Below are 20666 nucleotides of genomic sequence, written 5' to 3'. Positions count from 1 at the left end.
TAAAATGCTATTGAAAAGCCATTGCCGCATAAACGGCTTTTTTCCAGCCGCTGTATAATTGCTCCCTTGCGCTTTCCTCCATGGTTGGTTTGAAGCTTTGCCCCATGCTCCACTTGCTGCATATCTCCTCCTGATCCTTCCAGAAGCCGACAGCGAGCCCTGCCAAATAGGCTGCACCGAGCGCCGTTGTCTCCGTAATGTCCGGCACTTCCACCGGGACGTTCAGGATGTCGCTTTGGAATTCCATAAGAAAGGTGTTGGACACCGCTCCTCCGTCCACCCGCAGGGATTCGATATGAAAGCCCGAATCCTCTTCCATCACGGATAGCACATCGCGCGTTTGATATGCAAGCGACTCGAGGGTTGCGCGGATGAAATGCTCCTTCGACGTGCCTCGCGTCAGACCGAAGACCGCCCCCCGCACATCGCTGTTCCAATACGGACTGCCAAGACCGACAAAAGCCGGCACCACATAGACGCCTTCGGTGGATTGGACCCGTCTTGCATAGGGCTCGCTGTCCTTGGCTTCGCGGAACATTCGAAGACCGTCGCGCAGCCACTGTATCGCGGAGCCCGCCACGAAAACGCTGCCCTCCAGGGCGTATTGTACGCGTCCGTCCAGTCCCCAGGCGATCGTGGTGATCAGCCCATGCTCGGATTGAACCGGCTTATCGCCGGTATTCATCAGCATAAAGCTGCCTGTTCCGTAGGTCGTCTTCACCATGCCTTCGGAGAAGCAGGTCTGGCCGAACAGCGCCGCTTGCTGATCGCCGGCCGCTCCGGCAATCGGAACCTCTCGCCCGAAAAAGTGATAGGATGCCGTATTGGAATAGATTTCGGATGATGGCCTGACCTCAGGCAGCATGGCCTTGGGGATGTCCAGCAGCTGCAGCAGCTCCTCATCCCATTTCAATTCATGGATGTTATAGAGCATCGTACGCGATGCGTTGGAATAATCGGTTACATGCGCCTGGCCGCCCGACAGCTTCCAGATCAGCCAGGTGTCGATGGTCCCGAATATAATCTCTCCTCGCTTGGCCCGTTCGCGCGCACCGTCCACATGATCGAGGATCCATTTGGTCTTCGTTCCCGAGAAATAGGGATCGATCAGAAGTCCCGTCTTCTCCCTGACCGTCCCGTCATGGCCTGCTGCAATGAGCTCCTCGCATATGCCGGCCGTCTGGCGGGATTGCCATACGATGGCGGGATAGATCGGTTCACCGCTCTTGCGGTCCCATACCACGGCGGTCTCCCGCTGATTTGTAATTCCGATGCCGGCAATCTGCTCCGTCTTCACGCCCGCTTCGGATAAGCAAGTCGCAATGACCGCCAGAATCGAGCCCCATATTTCGTTGGCATTCTGCTCCACCCAGCCGGGCTTCGGAAAATACTGCGGAAATTCCCTTTGAGCGGAGTGAACGATTTGCCCTTCGCGGTTAAACAGGATCGCGCGCGAGCTTGTCGTTCCTTGGTCAAGCGCCAGAATGTACTTCTCCAAGCATCTTCTCCCCTTTCTGCATATGCATTTAACCAAAGATAACGTGCAGATGGAAACGTTGTCAAATCCATTATTCCATCAAAGAGAAGCCCAGCAGGTCCTGCAGCAGGACCGAAGCCGCACCCATTAGCTTGTCCTCCTCGCCCAGGGAAGCCAAGCCGAAAACCATGTCATCCTTCAGAATCGGCATCGCGTGCCGGTCGATATATGCGCTGACCATGTCCAGCAATTCCGGATTTCCAAGCGCCAAATCCCCGCCTAATATCAACGCCTCGGGATTAAACATGTTCACCAGGTTGACGATGGCCGCTCCCAAGTGCTCGGCCACTTCTTCATTCAGATCCTTCGCCAGCTTGTCCCCCTTGCGAAGGGCTTCCTTGAATACGGACGGAACAATTTTACCGTAATCCCCACCGCTCAGCTCCTGGATCAGCGTCGGCCTTCCTGTTGCGATCGCCGTAATAATGCGGGAATACACGGCAATCCAGCTGATATAACTGTCGAGGCAGCCTGCATTGCCGCATTCGCAGCGGATTCCGCTGCGATGCACGCTCGTATGCCCGAATTCCCCGGCACCGCCATGCTTGCCTCTTAGGAGATGATCGTTAATCAAAATACCGGAACCAAGCCCGTCCCCGATGGATATATAGATCAGATTCGCGAACGCGTAATCGCCGAATCGGCGTTCGGCCAGCACAACGGAATTCATGTCATTCTCAACCCAGGTCCGCATTCCGTAGCGGTCTTCAAATATCCGTTTCAGCGGAACATTCGTCATCCGCAGTTTCGTGTTATAATGCACGACGCCCTGGCTGTCGCTCACAATGCCTGGGACGTTAATGGAAATGCCGACGCACCGTTCCAGGTCCTCCTGACCTGCCATGAAATCATCCATCAGGTGCAGCAGCCGCTCGATAACCGCTTCTCCCTGGAGACTGGCTATAGGGTGCGTTTCCTTTGCGAGCACCTTCGCCTCCAGATTCATCCGGGCCAGGATCATGACCGAATTCGTTATGCTTACGGCTAACAGAAAGTGATTATCCGGATTGAATTTAAGCAGTATGGGTTTTCTACCGCCGCTGGAGGAGCCTGTTCCAATTTCGGAAACGTAGCCTTCCCTGATCAGTTCTTGAACGGCCGATGCCACCGTGGAGGGACTCAGCTTGTTTTTTTTGGCCAGTTCGATTCTGGAAATAGGCCCTTCCGTACGGATCTTGTTCAGCACCTTGGACCGATTTAGCGCCTGGATCAGCTTGTGATTGCCTTTTTTCATATTCTTCAAGCAAGTTCAACCTTTCTATGGGTTCTTCATTATAGTGCGACTTTCTGTATCGGAAAAATGAGGTTAGAACCACTATACCATTTTCAACAAGCGGATATAAACTTATTCCATTCATCGAAATAACATATGACGTAAGATTTGATAATGACTCTCTCATATTGTGAAAAAAAGAATTTAAAAGGATTTGAAATCGCTATCTTGAAAAATAAACAAGGTAATTATATAATCTTTCGCAATAGAAGCTGGTTATTCCGTCAAGATAGATAGCATAGGCATGTTAACTTTTTTCGACCAATGGAATAACTATCGCTTTTTACACTCAAACACAAAGGGGGCGCTTTGGGGGATCGATTCACTTCGAACAAGCCGCACGACCAACCACGCTTGATCAAAAACCATGTGAATTCAAGGAGGGTTATTTGATGAAAAAAAGAATGTCTGTCCTGATTTCAGTACTGTTCGTGTTCTCCGCCCTGCTGTCCGCCTGCGGAGGCGGCAATGCCTCCGGAGGAGATAATGGCAAGAAGGTCATCAACGTTGCCCTATGGGACGAAAATGTGCGGGACACGCTGGACAAATCCATCAAAATTTTCAATGAGAAGCATCCCGATGTACAAGTGAAGGTGACCTATACCCCATGGGCGGACTATTGGACCAAGCTGAAAACCAGCCTTGCCGGCAACAGCGGTCCCGACGTCTACTGGATGAACGGACCCAACTTTCACTCGTATGCCTCCTCCGGTCTGATCAAAGACCTGTCTCCCCTGATTGAGCAAAGCGGGCTCGACACCTCGGTTTATACCGAAGCGCTCGTCGATATGTATACCTATCAAGGCAAGCTTCACGGACTTCCTTACTTCCAGGATTCCGTAGGACTTTTCTACAACAAAGAACTATTTGACAAGGCCGGGCTGCCCTATCCCGACGATACCTGGACCTGGGAAACGGTAGAAGAGAACGCAGCCAAGCTGACGGATAAATCGAACGGAATCTACGGCTATATTACGCCGATCGACAGTCAAATCGGTTATTACAACTATATTGCCCAGGCCGGCGGATTCGTGATATCCGACGATAAAAAAACGTCCGGTTACGATACGCCGGAAGCTCTTTCGGCATTCAAATGGCAGCAGAGCCTGATTGAAAAAGGCTACTCTCCGAATGCGCAGCAGCAGCTTGAAACCAAGTCGCGCCAGCTGTTCGGATCGGGCAAGGCCGCCATGTTCCCGGGAATCTCCGTCAACTCGCCGGAACTGTACAAGCTGCTTGGCGACAAGCTGGGCGTCGCGGTTCTGCCCGCCGGAAAGGAAAAGGCGTCCATCGTCCATGGACTCAGCTGGGCCATCAACGGCAAAACCAAAGTCGAGCAGGAGTCCTGGGAATTGATTCAGATTCTATCCGGCAAGGAAGGACAGGAATTGCTGGCTGACTCGGGCTTCTCGATGCCTGCTTACAAAGGCACGGAGGGAGGATGGCTGAAATCCATTCCTTCGCTTGATCTGCAAGTGTTCGTCGACAGCCTGGAGTTTGCCGTCCCGTATCCCGTATCCCAAAAAACCGCAGAGTGGCAGGACGCGGAAGTGAAGGAAATCCAGGCCGCCTTCCTCGGCAAGAAAACGTTTGAAGAGGCGTTGAAAAATGCAGGCGAGCAGATGAATGCCATCCTTGCGACGGAAACCAATTAACGAACAGCCCTTCCAATACGGAACCTAAGAAAGGACGGTGCAGCCTGTGAGCTCTCCCATCACTGTGACTACGAAACCTCCTGAAACGACGGCCAAGCGAAAGGTCGGGAAACTTGCCTTTCATGAAGCCATGTGGGGATACATCTTCATTCTGCCTGTCGTGCTGGGCCTCGGTCTGTTCTACATGGCGCCTTCCGCCGCCTCCCTGTTTCTGTCGTTTACTTCCTGGGACGGACTGACTGCCCCCCAATTCATCGGGCTCGATAACTTCGCGAATTTGATGAAGGACGACAAATTCACCGGCTCCATGCTGAACACGATGCTGTATACCATCGGTACGGTACCGTTATCCGTTGCACTGGCAACGGTGCTGGCGGTGCTGCTGAACCAGAAGATCAAGGGTATGGTCTTCTACCGCACGTTCTATTTCATTCCCGTCATCACCATGCCGATCGCGGTCGGCATGGTGTGGAAATGGTTGTACAATTCCGAATTCGGATTAATCAACCATGTGCTGGGCGTCATGAACCTGCCGCAGCCCAACTGGCTGTTTGACGAGAAATTCGCCTTGTTCTCCATCGTGCTTGTCAGCGTGTGGAGCAGCATCGGTTATAACGCCGTCATTCTGCTCTCGGGTCTGCAGGGCATCTCCGGCAGCTACTATGAAGCGGCTTCGCTTGACGGAGCGGGGACGCTGTATAAGTTCTTCCGGATTACGCTGCCTCTGCTCACGCCCAGTTTGTTCTTTGTCCTGGTCATGTCCTTCATCAATTCGTTCCAGGTGTTTGACCTGATCTTCATCATGATGGATCAGCAGACCACGATGCTCGAGTCCACCCGGACGGTGGTATACAGCATCTGGGAAGACGGATTCAAATACTTCAACATGGGATACGCTTCGGCGCAAGCCTTCATTCTCTTCGTCGTCATTCTGATCATCACCATGGTTCAGATGTACATTCAGAAGCGCTGGGTCCATTACCAATAACAGGAGGTGCGTAGACGTGACTACTTCAACCCAAGCTGAAAAAGCAAGCCGCCTGGCGGTACACATCCTGTTAGCCGTCGGGGCGCTGCTCATGATCATGCCGTTTCTGTGGATGATCTCGACATCCTTCAAGTCCTTTGCCGATTCCATGTCCGTTCCGCCGAAATGGCTGCCTGTGGAATGGCATCCGGACAACTACCTTCGTGTCATCCAAACCATTGATTTCGGCACTTATTATTTGAACACCGTCATCGTGACGGTGGGTCGCACCGCGGGCCAGCTCATTCTGTGCTCGCTGGCAGCCTATGCATTCGCCAGCTTGAGGTTCCCGTTCAAGAATGCCATTTTTCTCGCCCTCCTGGCCGTATTGATGGTACCTTCCCAAGTCGTTATGATTCCGAGCTTTGTCATCATGCGCGAGTTCAACTGGCTCGACACGTTTTATGTGCTCATCGTACCCGGCATATTCAGCGCCTTCGGCACGTTCTTGTTAAGACAGTTCTTCATGACGCTGCCGAAGGATCTGGAGGAAGCCGCCAAAATCGACGGCTGCAGTTATTTCCGGATCTACTGGAATATCTACTTACCGTTATCCAAGGCCGCACTCGTCTCACTGGCGATTTTCACCATCTTAGCCTCATGGAACGATCTGCTGTGGCCGCTCATTATGACGAGCTCCGAGGAGATGCGCGTCCTTTCGATCGGGATATCCAGCTTCCAGGGGCAGCATTCCACCGATTATCCGCTGCTGATGGCCGGGGCCTTGATGGCCACCCTTCCCATCATCATCCTGTTCATCTTCCTTCAGCGGTATTTCATTGAAGGCATAGCCATGAATGGGATCAAAGGATAACGAATGAATCAGCCCACCATGTAAAAAAGGAGTGTACGGTAAATGTTACACGTGTTAGTCATTGGTGCAGGCGCCATGGGAAAAACCCATGCCGCCGCCTATGCTTCGATGCCGGGAGTGAAGCTTGCCGGCATCGCCGATATCCGGCTGGAGAAAGCGAGGCAGCTTGCGGACGAATATGAAGCAGGCACCTATCGTTCGTTTGAAACGGCGGTAGAGGATTTGGGTGCAGGGCAGATTGATGTCATCGACGTCTGCCTGCCAACTCCGCTTCACAAGGACTACGTTGTCAAAGCGGCGGACATCGGCAAGCATGTCATATGCGAGAAACCGCTGGCAAGAACCGAAGAAGACGCGCGATTCATGATCAACTACTGCCGTGATAAGGGCGTACGCTTATTTGTCGGTCATGTGCTGCGCTTCTTCCCGGAATACGTGAAGGCCAAGTCGCTGCTCGATCAAGGCAGCATCGGGAAGCCTGCTGTCATCCGGGCTGGTCGCGGCGGCGGTTATCCGATCGGCTGGAACCATTGGTACAGCGATTTTGGTGCGAGCGGCGGCATTACGCTGGATGCGATGATCCATGATTTTGATTACCTGCGCTGGTGCTTCGGAGAAGTGGAGCGCGTCTATGCCAAGGGGCTGAACGGCCGCCACCAGGCCCAGCTGGATTATTCGCTGGTGACCATTCGCTTCCACAGCGGCGTCATCGCTCATGTGGAGGGCACCTGGGCCCATGACGGCTTCTCCATGAATTTGGAGATGGCGGGCACCAGCGGCATCATTGACTATGATAGTGCCAAGGACAGCCCGCTTCTCTTCAAATCGCGGAGCAGTGCCGCGACGATTCCCGGCGTCGCCGTTCCGGAAAGCCCGCTTGAACGAAGCCCCTATTACCGGGAACTGGAACACTTTATGTCGTGCATCCGCGATGGCAGCGAACCGCTGGTTTCCGCCGAAGACGCATATGAAGCGCTTCGCATCGCTCTTGCCGCTCTAACCTCCATGGCCGCAGGCGAGCCGGTGGTTATCGGGGACGCTGCGCTTACCCTCACCTCGACATGAAATAAACGCGATCGATGTATTATCTGGAGAGCCCGCATCCTGCAGATTTTGTTGCTGAATAAGGAGAGGAAGCGTCTGCGGGATATACTTTCATATCACTAAACAAGGAGAGAAAGCCATGAAATTGGGAGTGATCAGCTTTGCGCATATGCATGCGTTCAGTTATGCCAAAGCCCTTCTCGGGATTGAAGGCGTGGAGCTTGCCGGCATTGCCGACCCTGTAGAGGAGCGCGGCCGCAAATACGCCGAACATTTCGAGACCGCCTATTATCGGGATTATCGCGAGCTGCTGGACCAAGGGTTGGACGGGGTCATCGTGACGTCCGAGAACGCGCATCATAAGGAGCACGTGCTGGCCGCCGCTGCGGCCGGGGTTCATGTGCTCTGCGAAAAACCGCTCTCGACCAACGTACAGGATGCACAGGACATGATAGATGCCTGCAAAGCAAACGGCGTGCTGCTGCAAACGGCGTTCCCGGTGCGTTACAATACGACGGTCGTGCGGGCCAAGCAAATGATCGATGATGGAAAATTAGGCCGCATTCTGGCCATGAAGGGAACCAACCGCGGACGCAATCCCGGCGGTTGGTTCGTCGATCCGGAGCTCTCCGGCGGAGGAGCCGTCATTGACCATACCGTGCACGTCGCCGATATTATGCGCTGGATCACCGGTGCCGAGGTCAAGGAAGTGTACGCCGAGGTCGACCATCTCATCTCGGAAGCTCCGATTGATGACAGCGGCATCCTGACCATGGAATTCGACAATGGCGTATTTGCTACGCTGGATTGCAGCTGGTCCCGCAACAAGGAGTTCCCGACCTGGGGCGATGTCACCCTGGAAATCGTCGGTTCCGCCGGGACTCTCAGCGTCAATGCCACCAGCCAGAAACTGCACGTATACACCGATGAATCCGGATACCGCCATCAGGCTTGGGGTGACAGCATGGATGACAGCCTGATCAGGGATTTCGTGGATGCCGTCTCCTCCGGCGCCGCAGAGGCATCCGTCACCGGCGAGGACGGGCTTCATGCGCTAGCCGTGGCCGTAGCCGCCTACCGATCGTCCGCAGACAAGCGGACGATCGCGATGTCGGAGCTGTAATTTGATAACCGGCACAGAAGTCGTTTTCTCGTCGTGTACGAGAAGGCCTTCTGTGCTTTTTCTCATAGCGGATCCGTGAATCCGGGCCCAAATGAATGCTTGAATAATATGGATGGCGGGGCTATAATCACGTGTGAGTAATCGAGTTACCGGAACTTGAAGCCAACATTTATACGATCGGGAGTGAAGCAACCTATGATTAAAGCAGGCGTGATGGGAGCGGGCGGCATGGGCGCCGTCCACATTAAAAATCTTCACGGGAACGAACATGTCCAGCTGGCCGCGATATGCGATACGAATGAAGCGTTAGCCAAACAGCAAGCCGAGCTTTACGGTGCGGCCTATTATACGGACGGCAGCACGATGCTGGAGCAGGAGCCGCTCGATGTGCTGTATGTCTGCATTCCGCCGTTCTGCCATGGCGACATTGAAGAGCAGGCAGCTGCCAAGGGCATTCACCTGATGGTGGAGAAGCCGCTGGGGCTGGATGTCGAGTCCGTTCGCCACAAAGCCAAAGTCATTGCTGAAAGCGGAATCATCGCCGCCTCTGGTTATTGCCTGCGGTACCTGGATACGGTGGCGATCGCCAAGGATTTTCTCAAGGACAAAAAAATCGGCCTGGTCCGCGCCCACTACATCACAACGCCTGTGCCGACTCCATGGTGGCGCAAAAAGGCGTTGTCCGGCGGGCAGCTGGTTGAGCAATCCACGCATACCCTGGACTTGGTCCGCTACCTGTGCGGCGACATCACCCGCCTGTATGCCGATATGAAACTGCTGCTGGTCAACGACATTCCGGAGCTGGACATTCCGGATGTGGGCGCCATCCAATTCGTCCTGGATTCCGGGGCCGTCGGCCATATGCAAACCGGGTTTATCCAGTTCGATCACCGCAGCGGTATCGAGATTATGGGCCGGGATTTCCGGGTTGTCCTGGACGGAACCACGCTCTCCATCGTAGACAAGGAGAAAGAAGTGGTGTACCGCAGCAAGACGGACTTTTACAAAAATCTTACCAATGCCTTTATTGACGCCATTCGGAACAATGACCCGAGCCTGGTACTGGCATCCTACGAAGACGGCTTCAGGACGCTGGAAGTAACGCTGGCCGCCAATGAATCCGCCGAGACCGGCCAACCTGTAACGATTCAGCCATAATGCAAAAAGGGCGTTCTCGCGGTCTGCAGACTTTGAGGACGCCCTTTTACTTTTCGTTTAGCAACAAGTTTCGTTATGTTCATTACATTGCAATAAGCTGCCGCTTCCCTGTCAGAGGCTTCTTGCCGCTTGCGTTACCGCTGGGAGCGTGAAGTTGTCCGTTCCACTCTTATAATCCAAGCGAAATGTATTTTACTTCCAGGAACTCCTCCATTCCGTAATGCCCGCCTTCCCGGCCGAGCCCGCTTTCCTTAAAGCCGCCGAACGGCGCTTGCGCTGTCGAAGGCACCGGATCATTCACGCCTACAATCCCGTAATCCAACGATTCGGCAATGCGCACCGCTTCACCCAGATTTTGCGTAAATACATAGGCGGCCAAGCCATACGGACTGTTATTGGCACGCTGCACGGCTTCGTCTATCGTTTCGAAAGTAGTAATCGGCGCAAGGGGGCCGAAGGTCTCCTCGTTCATGCACTCCATGTCGTCCGTAGCGTTCATGATGACCGTGGGCTCCACATAATTGCGGCCGAGCTCGGGCAGGGCTTGACCGCCTGCCAAGACGATGCCGCCTTTCTCTTTCGCATCCTTGATCTGTCGTACGACTTTATCCACGGCTTCCCGATTAATCAAGGGACCGATATCGACCCCCTTCTCCATTCCGCTGCCCACCTTCAATTGCTTGACAAGCTCAGTAAACTTCGCAGCGAATTTCTCCGCGATCCCTTCCTGAACATATACCCGGTTGGCACATACGCAGGTCTGTCCCCCGTTGCGGAACTTGGAAGAAATCAATCCCGCAGCCGCTTGATCCAGGTCCGCCTGATCGGTCACGATAAACGGGGCATGGCCGCCAAGCTCCAGCGATATTTTCTTGACGTTGGCCGACGCGCCGGCCATCAGCTGCTTCCCTACTTCGGTAGATCCCGTAAAAGACAGCTTTCTAACCCGGCTGTCCCCTTGCCAGACACCGGAAATGTCGCTTGAAGACCCGGTTACGATGTTAATGACCCCGGCTGGAATGCCGGCTTGATCCGCAAGCTCCACCAGCTTGATCGCCGTGAACGGCGTCTCGCCGGATGGTTTGATCACCACGGTGCACCCCGCCGCCAGGGCCGGCGCTACCTTACGTGTAATCATGGAGGCCGGGAAATTCCATGGCGTGATGGCGGCAACGACGCCAACAGGCTGCTTCGTGACAATGATGCGCTGGCGGCTGGATGATCCGGGGATGGTCTCGCCGTAGATTCGCTTGCCTTCTTCCGCGTACCATGCCACGAAACTGTTGGCATATTGGATCTCGCCCGCCGCTTCCTTCAGCGGTTTCCCCTGCTCCGTGGTCATAATCCTTGCCAATTCGTCCGTATGTTCCGCGATCAGCTCATGCCAGCGGCGCAGCAGCTCTCCCCGCTCGTTCGCCGTTCTGCGGGACCATGCCGGAAAAGCATCGGCGGCCGCATCGACGGCAAGCCCGGCCTCCTTCTTCCCGCCTTTGGATACGGTACCGATAACCTTGCCGTCTGCCGGGTTATATACATCCATCTGCTCCTCGGTCTGAATCCATTTTCCGGCGATATAGATTTGATTTTGAAACATAAGAATGACCTCCTAATCGATTCTCCTATGCTGCGATTATTTGATATCATGATTGACTAACATCTATTTATCGTAAGGGTCTGTCAGCCTATTATCCGATATCCACTTACCCTAATGCAAAAAAATAAAACACCGGAGCTTCGTCAAGAAACTCCAGTGCTTCCATATTCATAGCTAGTGCCCGCTTATTTAACGGCTGCGTCTACTTCCGTGATCATTTCGGATACGGATGTCAATCCGCCGCCGGACAGATACCAGAAGTCAGGGTTCAAATATACGATGTTGCCCTCTTTCGCCGCATTGGTTGTGTTAACAAGTTCGTTCTCGACAACCGCTTTGGCGCCTGATTCTCCTTCCCCCGTGGCTACCGCTGCACCGCGGTCCACAACAAAGAGATAATCCGGGTTCATCTCAACGATGTATTCATTCGAAATATCTTTACCGTGCGTGCTGACTTCAATGTTAGGATCGACGGCACCGAAACCGAACACGTCATGCAGAATGCCGAAACGGGAGCCTGGGCCGTACGCGCTGATTTTGCCTTCGTTCGCCAGAATGATCAGGGCTTTCTTGCCGGTTGCAGTAGCTTTCTCATTCAATGCCTTGATGTTCTCGTCGATCGTGGCAAGCTCTTTTTCAACTTCGGCTTCTTTACCGAAGATTTGACCCAGCGTATTCATGTTCTCTTTGAAGGATTCCATGTATTTGCTTGTGTCCACGCCCAGGAAGATCGTCGGAGCAATTTTGCTGAGTTCCTCGTAAGCATCCTGCTGTCTGCCGGAAATAATGATCAGATCCGGATCGATGCTGTTGATTATCTCAAAGTCGGGCTCTTTCAGGCTGCCCACATTCTCATATTTCTTGTCTTCGAATTTGGACAGGTATGCCGGGATATTCGCTTGCGGAACGCCCAAAACCTCAACGCCCAATTTATCCATGGAATCCAGAATACCAAAATCGAATACAACGACGCGGGAAGGATTTTTCTTGACAGGCGTTTCACCCAGCTTATGGGTAATCGTGATTTCTTCGGACGCAGGCGGCGTTTCTCCCGCAGCGTCGCCTCCACCCGCACCGCTAGTTTTAGCGTCCTGCCCACAAGCCGCGAGCACAAGCGTGAACATTGCTACCATAAATAAAGCCAACCATTTTTTCATTCCTAACACCCCATTTTTTATATTTAAAATCAATATAATTCAACACATATTTGAATTTATGGTTGAATATGTAATTCAATTTGGACAGAGGAAACCATGCCGTCCTTTGACCAAGGCGGCCTAGTCCTTATGCAAGGAGTGAAGCTCGCTCGCTTCATCAGCTTCTCCCGGAGTCCACATCATATTTTCAAATCCCGATCCCTTGTCGATTAGCCGTAGTATACGCACACCCGATTGTCGTTAATCTCTTCGATCTCGATGTCCATGTCGTAGATGCCGCGAAGAACATTGCTCTGAATGATGTTCTCGGTTTTCCCTTCGCTTTCAATCGCTCCGCCCTTCAATGCCACGATGTAATCGGAATAAAAGGAAGCGAAGTTGATGTCATGAATCACGATCACGATCGTTTTGTTCAGGTCAGCGACAAGCTTTCGGAGAATCTTCATAATCTGTACGGAGTGTTTCATGTCCAGATTGTTCAGAGGTTCATCCAGCAGGATATACTCCGTGTTCTGGGCGATGACCATCGCGATATAAGCACGCTGAGTCTGACCGCCGCTTAGCTGATGAAGATATTTATGCTGCATATCCTCAAGCTCCATATAGGAGATGGCTTCATCCACGAATTTCTCGTCTTCCGCGTTCAATCGGCCTTGGGAGTAGGGAAAACGCCCGAAGGATACAAGCTCGCGAACCGTCAGGCGGAGGCTGATATGGTTCGATTGCTTCAGAATCGAGACCTTCTTCGCCAAGTCCCCGCTTTTCCATTGGCTGACCTCTTTGCCGTCCACTGTAATTTGACCGCTGTCCTTGCCCGTTAGTCTGCTAATCATGGACAGCAAAGTACTCTTACCGGCACCGTTCGGGCCGATAAAGGACGTAATTTGACCTTTCGGGATCGTAACCGACACGTTATCGACGACTTTTTTGCCGCCATAGACTTTCGATACGTTCGTAACCTGGATCATGCTCTACTCTCCTTTAGTAGCAGGTATATGAAGTACACGCCGCCGATGAAGTTGATGATGACGCTTAGCGTAGTAGAGAACGTAAACACCCGCTCTACCACAAGTTGGCCGCCCACCAAGGCGATAATGCTAATCAGAATGGACGCCGTGATCAAATGTGAATGCCGGTATGTTTTCATGAATTCATAAGCGACGTTGACCACAAGCAGTCCAAGGAACGTGATCGGTCCTACCAATGCGGTGGCCACCGAAATGAGAACCGCGACAACGATCAGAAGCCGCTTCACCACGTAATCATAGTTTACGCCAAGGTTGATCGCCTGATCACGACCCAGCGACAGCACGTTCAAGTACTTGGCAAACCGTGCAAAATACAGCAGGGTCAGTGCAACGACAATGACGGATAGGATGAGAAGCTCGGTCTTCACATTGTTAAAGCTGGCAAACATCTTGTCGGACACGTACTGGAACTCGTTCGGATCGATCAGCACTTCCATAAAGGAAGACATGCTGGAGAACAGGGTTCCAAATATCATGCCGATCAGCAGCAGGAAGTAAATGTTGTTTCCTTCCCTCTGAAACAAAATCTTATATAGGATCCCGGCAAACAGGATCATAGCGCCGACATTGATCAAAAAGTTAACATTGCTGCCCAGTTTATACAGCGTGAAGGAACCGAAGACAAAGATCACGGTCGTCTGGATCAGGATATACAAGGAATCCAATCCCATCACGCTTGGCGTCAGTATCCGGTTATTCGTGACCGTTTGAAACACCGTGGTCGACAGAGCGATCGCCCCGCCGGTCAGAATAATGGCAAGCACCTTCTTGATTCGTCTTGGAAGGGCGTAATCCCAATTGCCGCCAAGATCAATGAACAGAAAGACTGCCACCAGGATGATTGCCGCCGCGGCCAACAGGCCGAGTTTGGCTTTATAAGTCATAAGCCTTTCTCCTCATCAGTAAGAAAATGAATATACCGCTTCCGAGTACGCCCACGGTCAGACTAATCGGAATTTCATAGGGATAAATGATGATCCGGCCAAGGATGTCACAGAACAGTACGAACCCGGCCCCCAGCAGCGCGGTATGCGAAAGGCTTTTTTTCAAATGGTCCCCTAAGTACAGACTGACAATATTAGGTATGATCAGACCAAGGAACGGAATCACGCCGACGGTCAGTACTACGGAAGCCGTAACCAGCGCAACGATGACCAATCCCAGGTTCACGACTCGCCGATAATGAAGTCCCAGGTTGGTTGCGAATTCCTCTCCCATTCCGGCTACCGTAAACTTGTTGGCAAACAGGTAAGCCAGAATCACAAGCGGGATACTGAGATACAGCATTTCGTATTGGCCCTTCATGATCATGGAGAAATCGCCCTGCAGCCAAGCCGACATATTCTGTATAAGATCATATTTGTAGGCAAAGAAGGTCGCGACCGAACTGATGATATTACCGAACATAAGTCCTACCAGCGGAATGAAGATCGCGTCCTTGAACTTGATCCGATCCAGTATCTTCATGAAGATAAAGGTTCCTGCCAGCGCGAATACGAATGCCACGAGCATTTTGATAAGCGGGCCGCTTGTCGTAAAGACGAGCATGGCGACCAAGATCCCCAATCTGGCGGAGTCCATGGTGCCCGCCGTGGTCGGCGATACGAACTTGTTGCGGCTGAGCTGCTGCATGATCAATCCGCAGATACTCATGCTGACACCCGCCAATATGAGGCTGACAAGCCGGGGAATCCGGCTGACAAGCATAATATGCTGTTGTTGTTCTGTCATCGAGAACAGTTCCAGTGGCGAAATATCTTTAACTCCAATAAATAACGAGATTATCGAGAGTACCACAACGGCTGCGAATAAGTATCTAATCTTCATGGCTCTTCCTTCTATGCGTTTGTCTGTCGAACTCCCGGCAGTCAGCAATTCCCCAACCATTCTCATTGAGATTGATTATCATTTGCGTTCTGATATGGATTATATCATTCACATTCTCAGTCGACAAGTATAATTGAGAATCAAAATCATTTAATTTATTCATCCAAGTATCATTTGTTCATGATTTGTTCATAATATGGAGTTTCGCAGAGATAAAACTTTATATCACCAAGGCTGAGCCGCTTGGGATTCGCGGTTCCCGAAATCCATACGGATGTAGAAGCTGATTTAATTCTCAGTAACCGGGTATAAAAAATATAAATTGACTTTCTTTCGAGGCGTTGACAATCTCTCTAAGTTATATTAATATGCTAACATAATTATTATTTCTAACTAAACGTAAGTTAATGTGGAATGATAATTCAACGACAGCAATTCAACTCAACATGCATATTTGCTTGAATTAAAGGACATCTTTGTTATCAGGCTTATGCAAACATGATTACATCAGGAGGTTTTTTTCAATGTCTAAAGATTTTTCAGCAGCACTTAAGCATCGCCGTTCCCATTATGCCATCAGCAAAGACCCGGTCATTTCCGACGAACGCATCCAGGAGATTGTTAATGAAGCCGTTAAATATACTCCGTCTTCTTTCAACTCCCAAAGCGCACGCGTCGTTGTCCTGCTTGGCGAACAGCATGACAAACTGTGGAACCTGACCGAAGGCATTCTGAAAGAAGTTGTCGGAGACGAAGAGGCTTTCAAATCCACAGCAGAAAAAATGGGCGCATTCCGCGCTGGATACGGCACTGTTCTCTTCTTCGAGGACAATAACGTAGTTGCCGACCTGCAGCAAAAGTTCGCGCTGTATGCCGACAATTTCCCGGTTTGGTCGAACCAATCCAACGGCATGCTGCAGTTCGTGGTATGGACGTCCCTCGAGGCAGAAGGCCTGGGCGCATCCCTCCAGCATTACAACCCGTTGATCGACGAGAAAGTGAAGTCCGAATGGAACATTCCGGAAAACTGGAAGCTGATCGCTCAAATGCCTTTCGGCAAACCGGTTGCAGATCCGGGCGAAAAAGAATTTGCGCCGCTCGAAGATCGCGTGAAGGTATACAAGTAAGCCATTACCGGCATAAGCCGCCTATTCAGTCCATTGGATTGGAATAGGCGGTTTTTTTATGGTGCCCTGCCATTGAAAACCTGCCGGCAAAACGATACAATAACACAGGAAGCAGGCCTTTCGCCTTCTGATCTTCGGAAGTTCTTGGAGCCGGCTTGATTACCAACTGCATATTTGATGTTTGGCTGTACTAGGGGTGCCATGTGCTGAGAGACGGCGGGCCGCCGTTAACCCTTATCACCCGATCTAGATCATACTAGCGTGGGGAAGTGTAGCATTTATGTTTATTTCTTTGCGTAGGCATAACTGCACTTCTTCATGGGGTGCGGTTTTTTTGCGTGGACTTTTACAATGGGGAGGAAAAAAATTTATGAATGAGCTTGTATGCGGAACGAGCCGGATCGTGGGATGCCGGTTCTCGGTATTTCCCATGACGGATCGGTTCGTGGAAGTGATCACGGAGGCGCTTCGTTCCGTGGATTCGGAAAAGGTATGGATCCAAACGGATGATGTGAGCACTTGTATTCGCGGACGTGCGGAGCATGTGTTTGATGTGACGAGAGCGATATTCGCTCATGCCGCGGCTAGCGGCGTGCACACGGTCTTTAACGGTACTTATTCTATCGGCTGTCCGGGTGATACGGATGCCGATGCGTATATGGACGAGGATTCGACCCGCTTAAACCACGATATCGGGGAACACGCCGATATCGAAACGGCCTGCCAATTCGCACTTTACCCGTTGGGGAGCGCCAATTACATGGATGTCATTTACGCAGAAGTGGATCGTGCGAAGGCAGCGGGCACATTCGGTGGAAGCGTTCATTACGCCAGCCGGTTGGACGGGACGTTGTCCCGGGTGTTCGGATCACTCGAAGACGCGTTCCAACATGCGATCCAATCCGACAGCAGCCATCTGGTCATGACCGCGGTGGTTTCGGCGCACAGTCCATCTCCCAAAGTCAAAGCTTAAGGTCCTTTTCAACAGATAAAGGCCCGGCAAGCGCCGGGCCTTTATCAATTGCAGGCAAGAATATTGACGGTGTTTAAACCCAAGCACTCAAGATGATTACGAGCAGGATAAAGAGAACCAATATAGTTCCTACTGAATTGCCCCATGCGCCGCCGTATGCTCCGCTCATGAAGATCCCTCCTGGATTTAAAAGAATGACGTGAGTTAATCACGTTATTATCTTATTGCTTGTGGCGGGCGAGCGTCACGGCTGATGTACCCCCTCTTTTTTATGCAAGGCTTATTATTCCTCATATCCGACCAGCAGCTTGCCTCCGTACGGGCTGAGCACTTCCTCCGTCAATGCAATAAGGTCCTCAGGATCATCCTCCCGATAAATCGCCAGAAGCGCTGCCTCCAGCCGATCCCCCAAGGCTGGGCTGTAGCGGTTGAACAAACGGAACAGCATCTTCCCTTCACCCGTCCACTCCCGGTTTGCCCTCAGCACGAATTCGCATAAAGTCGACGCTATTTTGTGTACCGTAAACCATTTTTCGCCTTCTCTGCGGGGACTTGTCAAGTCCAGCAAAAACTCGGTCAGGATGTAGCGGTATTCGGCAATATCGCTCGGCGACAAGGGCATGGGGCCGTAATTCAAATCACGCCGGGCATCCGCCCGAACCTCTACTCCCTCAGGCAACGAACGCAGCACCGTCCCTTCGGCGACCATCCGCTGTAAAGACGGATTCGCCGCCAGCACTCCCTCATCGAAATATTCGCGATAGGAGGATAAAGACAATATGAATATTTCCGCGATCCAGCCATGCGCCTCGATCGTCTTCCTGCTGAAGTCATATCCGTCCCGTTCAATGACGATGATGTCCAGATCGGATTGTTCATTATATTCGCCACAGCTCGCGCTGCCGCCAAGTACGGCAAGCAAGCAGTCGGGATAATTTCGTTGCATGACGCGTATCGCTGCCTCCGTCGGTTCCAGTCTCATGGCCGTTCCCTCCAGTAATTCACTCATCCGCCACAAAAAAGGGCTCAAAATATTAAATTCAACGAAAACCCCAAACGTACCTGAATCATATGGTAAATAAACGATTACCCGCATTGACGATAAGGAAGAAGGGATAGATGAGATGAATTACATTCACATGCTCTCCAGATTAGGCATGGGCAGTGCCCACCCGGGAGGATTCGAGGCAACCCTCAGAATGCTGAAGAATTATCCCATTCAACCGGGCAGCCGCATTTTGGAGGTAGGGTGCGGAACCGGCAGAACCGCCTGCCATCTTTCGGAGATGGGTTATCAAGTGACCGCCATTGACCTGAACGAAAACATGATCAAAAAAGCCCGCGCAAGAGCCGAAGCCATGGGTATGGACGTGGAATTCCTGCAGGCGGATGTATGCGCATTGCCTTTCGAAGACAATCGGTTTGATCTGATCATGGCCGAGTCCGTCACCGTATTTACGGATGCCTCGAAATCGCTGCCCGAATATTACCGCGTTCTGGATCGCGGAGGCGTCTTGCTGGACAGGGAACTGCTGCTGGATAAGCCGATGCCGGAGCCGAAGCTTAAGGAGCTGCTCGAATTCTTCGGCATTCCTAATCTGATGATGAGGGAAGAATGGGCGGAGGCCCTCTTGTCTTGCGGTTTTAAGCAGTCTGAATTTTTGGAGTACAACCACTTCAACGAGCAATTAAAGGAAGAGCAAACCCGTCATCTGGATGCGTTTGAGCAGCGCGATAAAGGACTCCTGTTCGATGTTGCGCTCTGGGAAACGCTGTTCAAGCATGACCGCATGATTCTGGATAATACGGATTATCTCGCTTCCGCCTTATTTCGTGCGGTGAAATAATCCGGCTTCATATCTATGCATCAAGAGGGGATCTGCATATGGCTATGCTTCCCCTCACTTTCATCACACTCAGTTCTTTCGACCTAATTCAACACTTTTTGTCAATTCGTTATATCTAGTTTAGCCCTTCGATGCTATAATCGTGGTAAATATATCCTATGTTGTTGAGGAGGATTCATTCTTATGGCATGGTTCAACAGACTCCCTATGTCTCAAAAAATCACCGCAGCCTGTTATCTCATTGCCGCTTTGTTTGCGGTACCCATGCTGCTTGCGTTTATTCTGATGGGTAAAGCAATCATTGGCGTGGTCATCGTAGTGGTGCTAACCGGACTTACTTTTCCTCTTTCTCGTCTCATTGAGAAAACGCTTACGAACTCCTTTGCGGAAATTTCCAGCGTTTCCGCCAAAATCGCCAAAGGCGACTTCACCTTCCAGGTGGAGGAGGTTGGCGGCATGAACGATCTGAGCAGAACCTTCAACAGCATGGTGGACAAGCTTCGCAAAATATTGCAGGAAACCTCGGATATCACCCGTCAGGTAATGACGTCAAGCTCAAGCATCTCGATTAAAAACCAGGAGCTTATTCAAGTGATGAATCAAGTCTCTCTTTCCTCCAACGAGCTGGCCGTCGGCGCCAACGAAATTTCGGAAGACGTATCCGAAATGACGCATTCCATCCGTGAGATCGAAGAGAAGGTCAGCAATTATACGCATTCGACCCAGGAAATGAATACCCGCTCGATCGAAACGCTGGGACTGGTTGAACAAGGAAGGGATTCGGTAGCCAAGCAGTCTGCAGGGATGCAGCGGAACATTGATGCCACGGCCAAGGTTTCGGAATCCATCGATGCGTTGGCCCAAAGCGCCAGGGGCATCACGAAGATTACGGAGACGATCTCCGAGCTTGCCGATCAGACCAACCTGTTGTCCCTGAACGCATCCATCGAAGCGGCCAGAGCTGGCGAGCATGGCGCAGGCTTTGCCGTTGTCGCCCAGGAGGTGCGTAAACTGGCCGAAGAATCTACGTCTTCAACCCGGGAAGTATTCAATCTCGTTCGGAGCATCGAATCGGACATCAAACACGCGTCCCAAAACATCAAAATCAATGAAGAGGTCGTCAGGCAGCAGACCGAAATGATTCGCGAAGCAGAGCTAGTGTTTATGGAGATCGTAAACAGCGTGCAGTATATCTCGGAACAGATCGCCGCTTTCTCCAAAGAAAGCCAGTCCATGCTGGATAGCGCGCAGAACATTTCTTCCGCGATTCAGAATATATCCGCAATCACGCAGCAATCCGCTGCCGGAACGGAGCAAGTGTCGGCCTCCATGAACGAAGGCATCTCGTCGATCCAGAAGATGGCTGAAGAAGCGGAAGCGATGAATAACGCCGTTTTCCGGCTGCAGAAAACCATCAACATTTTCAAATTTTAAGCAGTGACGCAGTCTGCATAAACTCGCATTTATCGTATCTAAACTTAA

At 51.7% G+C, this 20666-nt stretch carries 19 protein-coding genes and 1 riboswitch; of the genes, 10 read left to right on the top strand and 9 right to left on the bottom strand.

Annotated elements, in window-relative coordinates:
• Nucleotides 1-7: 7 nt before the first annotated feature.
• Both glpK and BMX45_RS00970 read right to left on the bottom strand, forming a co-directional pair.
• Entirely contained in the window at nt 8-1498 is a 1491-nt protein-coding gene (gene glpK, locus BMX45_RS00975; RefSeq protein WP_090908118.1) for a glycerol kinase GlpK, read from the bottom strand.
• A 70-nt stretch (nt 1499-1568) separates the two neighbouring features.
• Nucleotides 1569-2771, bottom strand: coding sequence for an ROK family transcriptional regulator (locus BMX45_RS00970; protein WP_254777955.1), 1203 nt, complete (start codon nt 2769-2771; stop codon nt 1569-1571).
• Between the two features lie 431 nt (nt 2772-3202).
• Between BMX45_RS00970 and BMX45_RS00965 the strand changes: the two genes are divergently transcribed.
• From BMX45_RS00965 to BMX45_RS00940, 6 genes are all read left to right on the top strand, one after another.
• Complete coding sequence (locus tag BMX45_RS00965; RefSeq protein ID WP_090908116.1) at nt 3203-4465, top strand: ABC transporter substrate-binding protein; 1263 nt, start codon at nt 3203-3205, stop codon at nt 4463-4465.
• A 46-nt stretch (nt 4466-4511) separates the two neighbouring features.
• Complete coding sequence (locus BMX45_RS00960; RefSeq protein WP_090908115.1) at nt 4512-5453, top strand: carbohydrate ABC transporter permease; 942 nt, start codon at nt 4512-4514, stop codon at nt 5451-5453.
• Between the two features lie 16 nt (nt 5454-5469).
• The gene (locus tag BMX45_RS00955) at nt 5470-6306 is read left to right on the top strand and encodes a carbohydrate ABC transporter permease (RefSeq protein ID WP_009589889.1); all 837 of its coding nucleotides are present in this window, start codon (nt 5470-5472) and stop codon (nt 6304-6306) included.
• Between the two features lie 42 nt (nt 6307-6348).
• Nucleotides 6349-7371, top strand: a complete 1023-nt coding sequence (locus BMX45_RS00950) for a Gfo/Idh/MocA family protein (protein WP_090908114.1) — start codon at nt 6349-6351, stop codon at nt 7369-7371.
• A gap of 118 nt (nt 7372-7489) precedes the next feature.
• A complete protein-coding gene (locus BMX45_RS00945) occupies nt 7490-8473 on the top strand; it encodes a Gfo/Idh/MocA family protein (RefSeq protein WP_090908113.1) in 984 nt (327 codons plus the stop codon).
• Nucleotides 8474-8668: 195 nt separating this feature from the next.
• Nucleotides 8669-9631 carry a Gfo/Idh/MocA family protein gene (locus tag BMX45_RS00940; RefSeq protein ID WP_090908112.1) on the top strand — a complete coding sequence of 321 codons (963 nt, stop codon included), beginning with the start codon at nt 8669-8671 and terminating at the stop codon, nt 9629-9631.
• A 169-nt stretch (nt 9632-9800) separates the two neighbouring features.
• Here the strand turns inward: BMX45_RS00940 and BMX45_RS00935 are convergent, their stop codons facing one another.
• The 5 genes from BMX45_RS00935 to BMX45_RS00915 all read right to left on the bottom strand — a co-directional run bounded on the left by BMX45_RS00935 (nt 9801) and on the right by BMX45_RS00915 (nt 15237).
• The gene (locus BMX45_RS00935) at nt 9801-11225 is read right to left on the bottom strand and encodes an NAD-dependent succinate-semialdehyde dehydrogenase (protein ID WP_090908111.1); all 1425 of its coding nucleotides are present in this window, start codon (nt 11223-11225) and stop codon (nt 9801-9803) included.
• A 185-nt stretch (nt 11226-11410) separates the two neighbouring features.
• Entirely contained in the window at nt 11411-12382 is a 972-nt protein-coding gene (locus BMX45_RS00930) for a siderophore ABC transporter substrate-binding protein (protein ID WP_090908110.1), read from the bottom strand.
• A 209-nt stretch (nt 12383-12591) separates the two neighbouring features.
• On the bottom strand, nt 12592-13350 hold the full coding sequence (locus tag BMX45_RS00925) for an iron ABC transporter ATP-binding protein (protein WP_090908109.1): 759 nt from the start codon (nt 13348-13350) through the stop codon (nt 12592-12594).
• A complete protein-coding gene (locus tag BMX45_RS00920; protein WP_090908108.1) occupies nt 13347-14294 on the bottom strand; it encodes an iron chelate uptake ABC transporter family permease subunit in 948 nt (315 codons plus the stop codon). The genes BMX45_RS00925 and BMX45_RS00920 overlap by 4 nt, the downstream gene beginning before the upstream one ends.
• The gene (locus BMX45_RS00915) at nt 14284-15237 is read right to left on the bottom strand and encodes an ABC transporter permease (RefSeq protein WP_090908107.1); all 954 of its coding nucleotides are present in this window, start codon (nt 15235-15237) and stop codon (nt 14284-14286) included. The genes BMX45_RS00920 and BMX45_RS00915 overlap by 11 nt, the downstream gene beginning before the upstream one ends.
• A 524-nt stretch (nt 15238-15761) precedes the next feature.
• Between BMX45_RS00915 and BMX45_RS00910 the strand changes: the two genes are divergently transcribed.
• Nucleotides 15762-16364 carry a nitroreductase family protein gene (locus tag BMX45_RS00910; RefSeq protein ID WP_009589776.1) on the top strand — a complete coding sequence of 201 codons (603 nt, stop codon included), beginning with the start codon at nt 15762-15764 and terminating at the stop codon, nt 16362-16364.
• 182 nt (nt 16365-16546) lie between these two features.
• A riboswitch (TPP riboswitch) is annotated at nt 16547-16649 on the top strand.
• 85 nt (nt 16650-16734) lie between these two features.
• Nucleotides 16735-17337: a YkoF family thiamine/hydroxymethylpyrimidine-binding protein gene (locus tag BMX45_RS00905; RefSeq protein ID WP_090908106.1), complete on the top strand. Its 603-nt coding sequence runs from the start codon at nt 16735-16737 to the stop codon at nt 17335-17337.
• 73 nt (nt 17338-17410) lie between these two features.
• Here the strand turns inward: BMX45_RS00905 and BMX45_RS00900 are convergent, their stop codons facing one another.
• On the bottom strand, nt 17411-17506 hold the full coding sequence (locus BMX45_RS00900) for a hypothetical protein (protein ID WP_015736424.1): 96 nt from the start codon (nt 17504-17506) through the stop codon (nt 17411-17413).
• A 114-nt stretch (nt 17507-17620) separates the two neighbouring features.
• Nucleotides 17621-18319 (bottom strand): nucleotidyltransferase domain-containing protein, encoded by a 699-nt coding sequence (locus BMX45_RS00895; protein ID WP_090908105.1) that lies wholly within the window; start codon nt 18317-18319, stop codon nt 17621-17623.
• A 142-nt stretch (nt 18320-18461) separates the two neighbouring features.
• Between BMX45_RS00895 and BMX45_RS00890 the strand changes: the two genes are divergently transcribed.
• Together BMX45_RS00890 and BMX45_RS00885 are read left to right on the top strand one after the other, a co-directional pair.
• Nucleotides 18462-19184 carry a class I SAM-dependent methyltransferase gene (locus tag BMX45_RS00890; protein WP_090908104.1) on the top strand — a complete coding sequence of 241 codons (723 nt, stop codon included), beginning with the start codon at nt 18462-18464 and terminating at the stop codon, nt 19182-19184.
• Nucleotides 19185-19367: 183 nt separating this feature from the next.
• Entirely contained in the window at nt 19368-20618 is a 1251-nt protein-coding gene (locus tag BMX45_RS00885; RefSeq protein ID WP_090908103.1) for a methyl-accepting chemotaxis protein, read from the top strand.
• The last annotated feature ends 48 nt before the right edge of the window (nt 20619-20666 follow it).

It is taken from the genome of Paenibacillus sp. cl141a, assembly GCF_900109305.1.
Taxonomy (GTDB): domain Bacteria; phylum Bacillota; class Bacilli; order Paenibacillales; family Paenibacillaceae; genus Paenibacillus_AQ; species Paenibacillus_AQ lautus_A.
Note: the sequence above shows the minus strand (reverse complement) of the source record. Positions and strands in the feature narration are given on the sequence as shown.

Bases quoted from the DNA above. Each gene is read 5' to 3' on its own strand.
- BMX45_RS00970 (WP_254777955.1), bottom strand. From the start codon at position 2,771: ATGAAAAAAGGCAATCACAAGCTGATCCAGGCGCTAAATCGGTCCAAG.
- BMX45_RS00965 (WP_090908116.1), top strand. From the start codon at position 3,203: ATGAAAAAAAGAATGTCTGTCCTGATTTCAGTACTGTTCGTGTTCTCC.
- BMX45_RS00950 (WP_090908114.1), top strand. From the start codon at position 6,349: ATGTTACACGTGTTAGTCATTGGTGCAGGCGCCATGGGAAAAACCCAT.
- BMX45_RS00945 (WP_090908113.1), top strand. From the start codon at position 7,490: ATGAAATTGGGAGTGATCAGCTTTGCGCATATGCATGCGTTCAGTTAT.
- BMX45_RS00940 (WP_090908112.1), top strand. From the start codon at position 8,669: ATGATTAAAGCAGGCGTGATGGGAGCGGGCGGCATGGGCGCCGTCCAC.
- BMX45_RS00935 (WP_090908111.1), bottom strand. From the start codon at position 11,225: ATGTTTCAAAATCAAATCTATATCGCCGGAAAATGGATTCAGACCGAG.
- BMX45_RS00930 (WP_090908110.1), bottom strand. From the start codon at position 12,382: ATGAAAAAATGGTTGGCTTTATTTATGGTAGCAATGTTCACGCTTGTG.
- BMX45_RS00925 (WP_090908109.1), bottom strand. From the start codon at position 13,350: ATGATCCAGGTTACGAACGTATCGAAAGTCTATGGCGGCAAAAAAGTC.
- BMX45_RS00920 (WP_090908108.1), bottom strand. From the start codon at position 14,294: ATGACTTATAAAGCCAAACTCGGCCTGTTGGCCGCGGCGGCAATCATC.
- BMX45_RS00915 (WP_090908107.1), bottom strand. From the start codon at position 15,237: ATGAAGATTAGATACTTATTCGCAGCCGTTGTGGTACTCTCGATAATC.
- BMX45_RS00910 (WP_009589776.1), top strand. From the start codon at position 15,762: ATGTCTAAAGATTTTTCAGCAGCACTTAAGCATCGCCGTTCCCATTAT.
- BMX45_RS00905 (WP_090908106.1), top strand. From the start codon at position 16,735: ATGAATGAGCTTGTATGCGGAACGAGCCGGATCGTGGGATGCCGGTTC.
- BMX45_RS00900 (WP_015736424.1), bottom strand. From the start codon at position 17,506: ATGAGCGGAGCATACGGCGGCGCATGGGGCAATTCAGTAGGAACTATA.
- BMX45_RS00895 (WP_090908105.1), bottom strand. From the start codon at position 18,319: ATGAGACTGGAACCGACGGAGGCAGCGATACGCGTCATGCAACGAAAT.
- BMX45_RS00890 (WP_090908104.1), top strand. From the start codon at position 18,462: ATGAATTACATTCACATGCTCTCCAGATTAGGCATGGGCAGTGCCCAC.
- BMX45_RS00885 (WP_090908103.1), top strand. From the start codon at position 19,368: ATGGCATGGTTCAACAGACTCCCTATGTCTCAAAAAATCACCGCAGCC.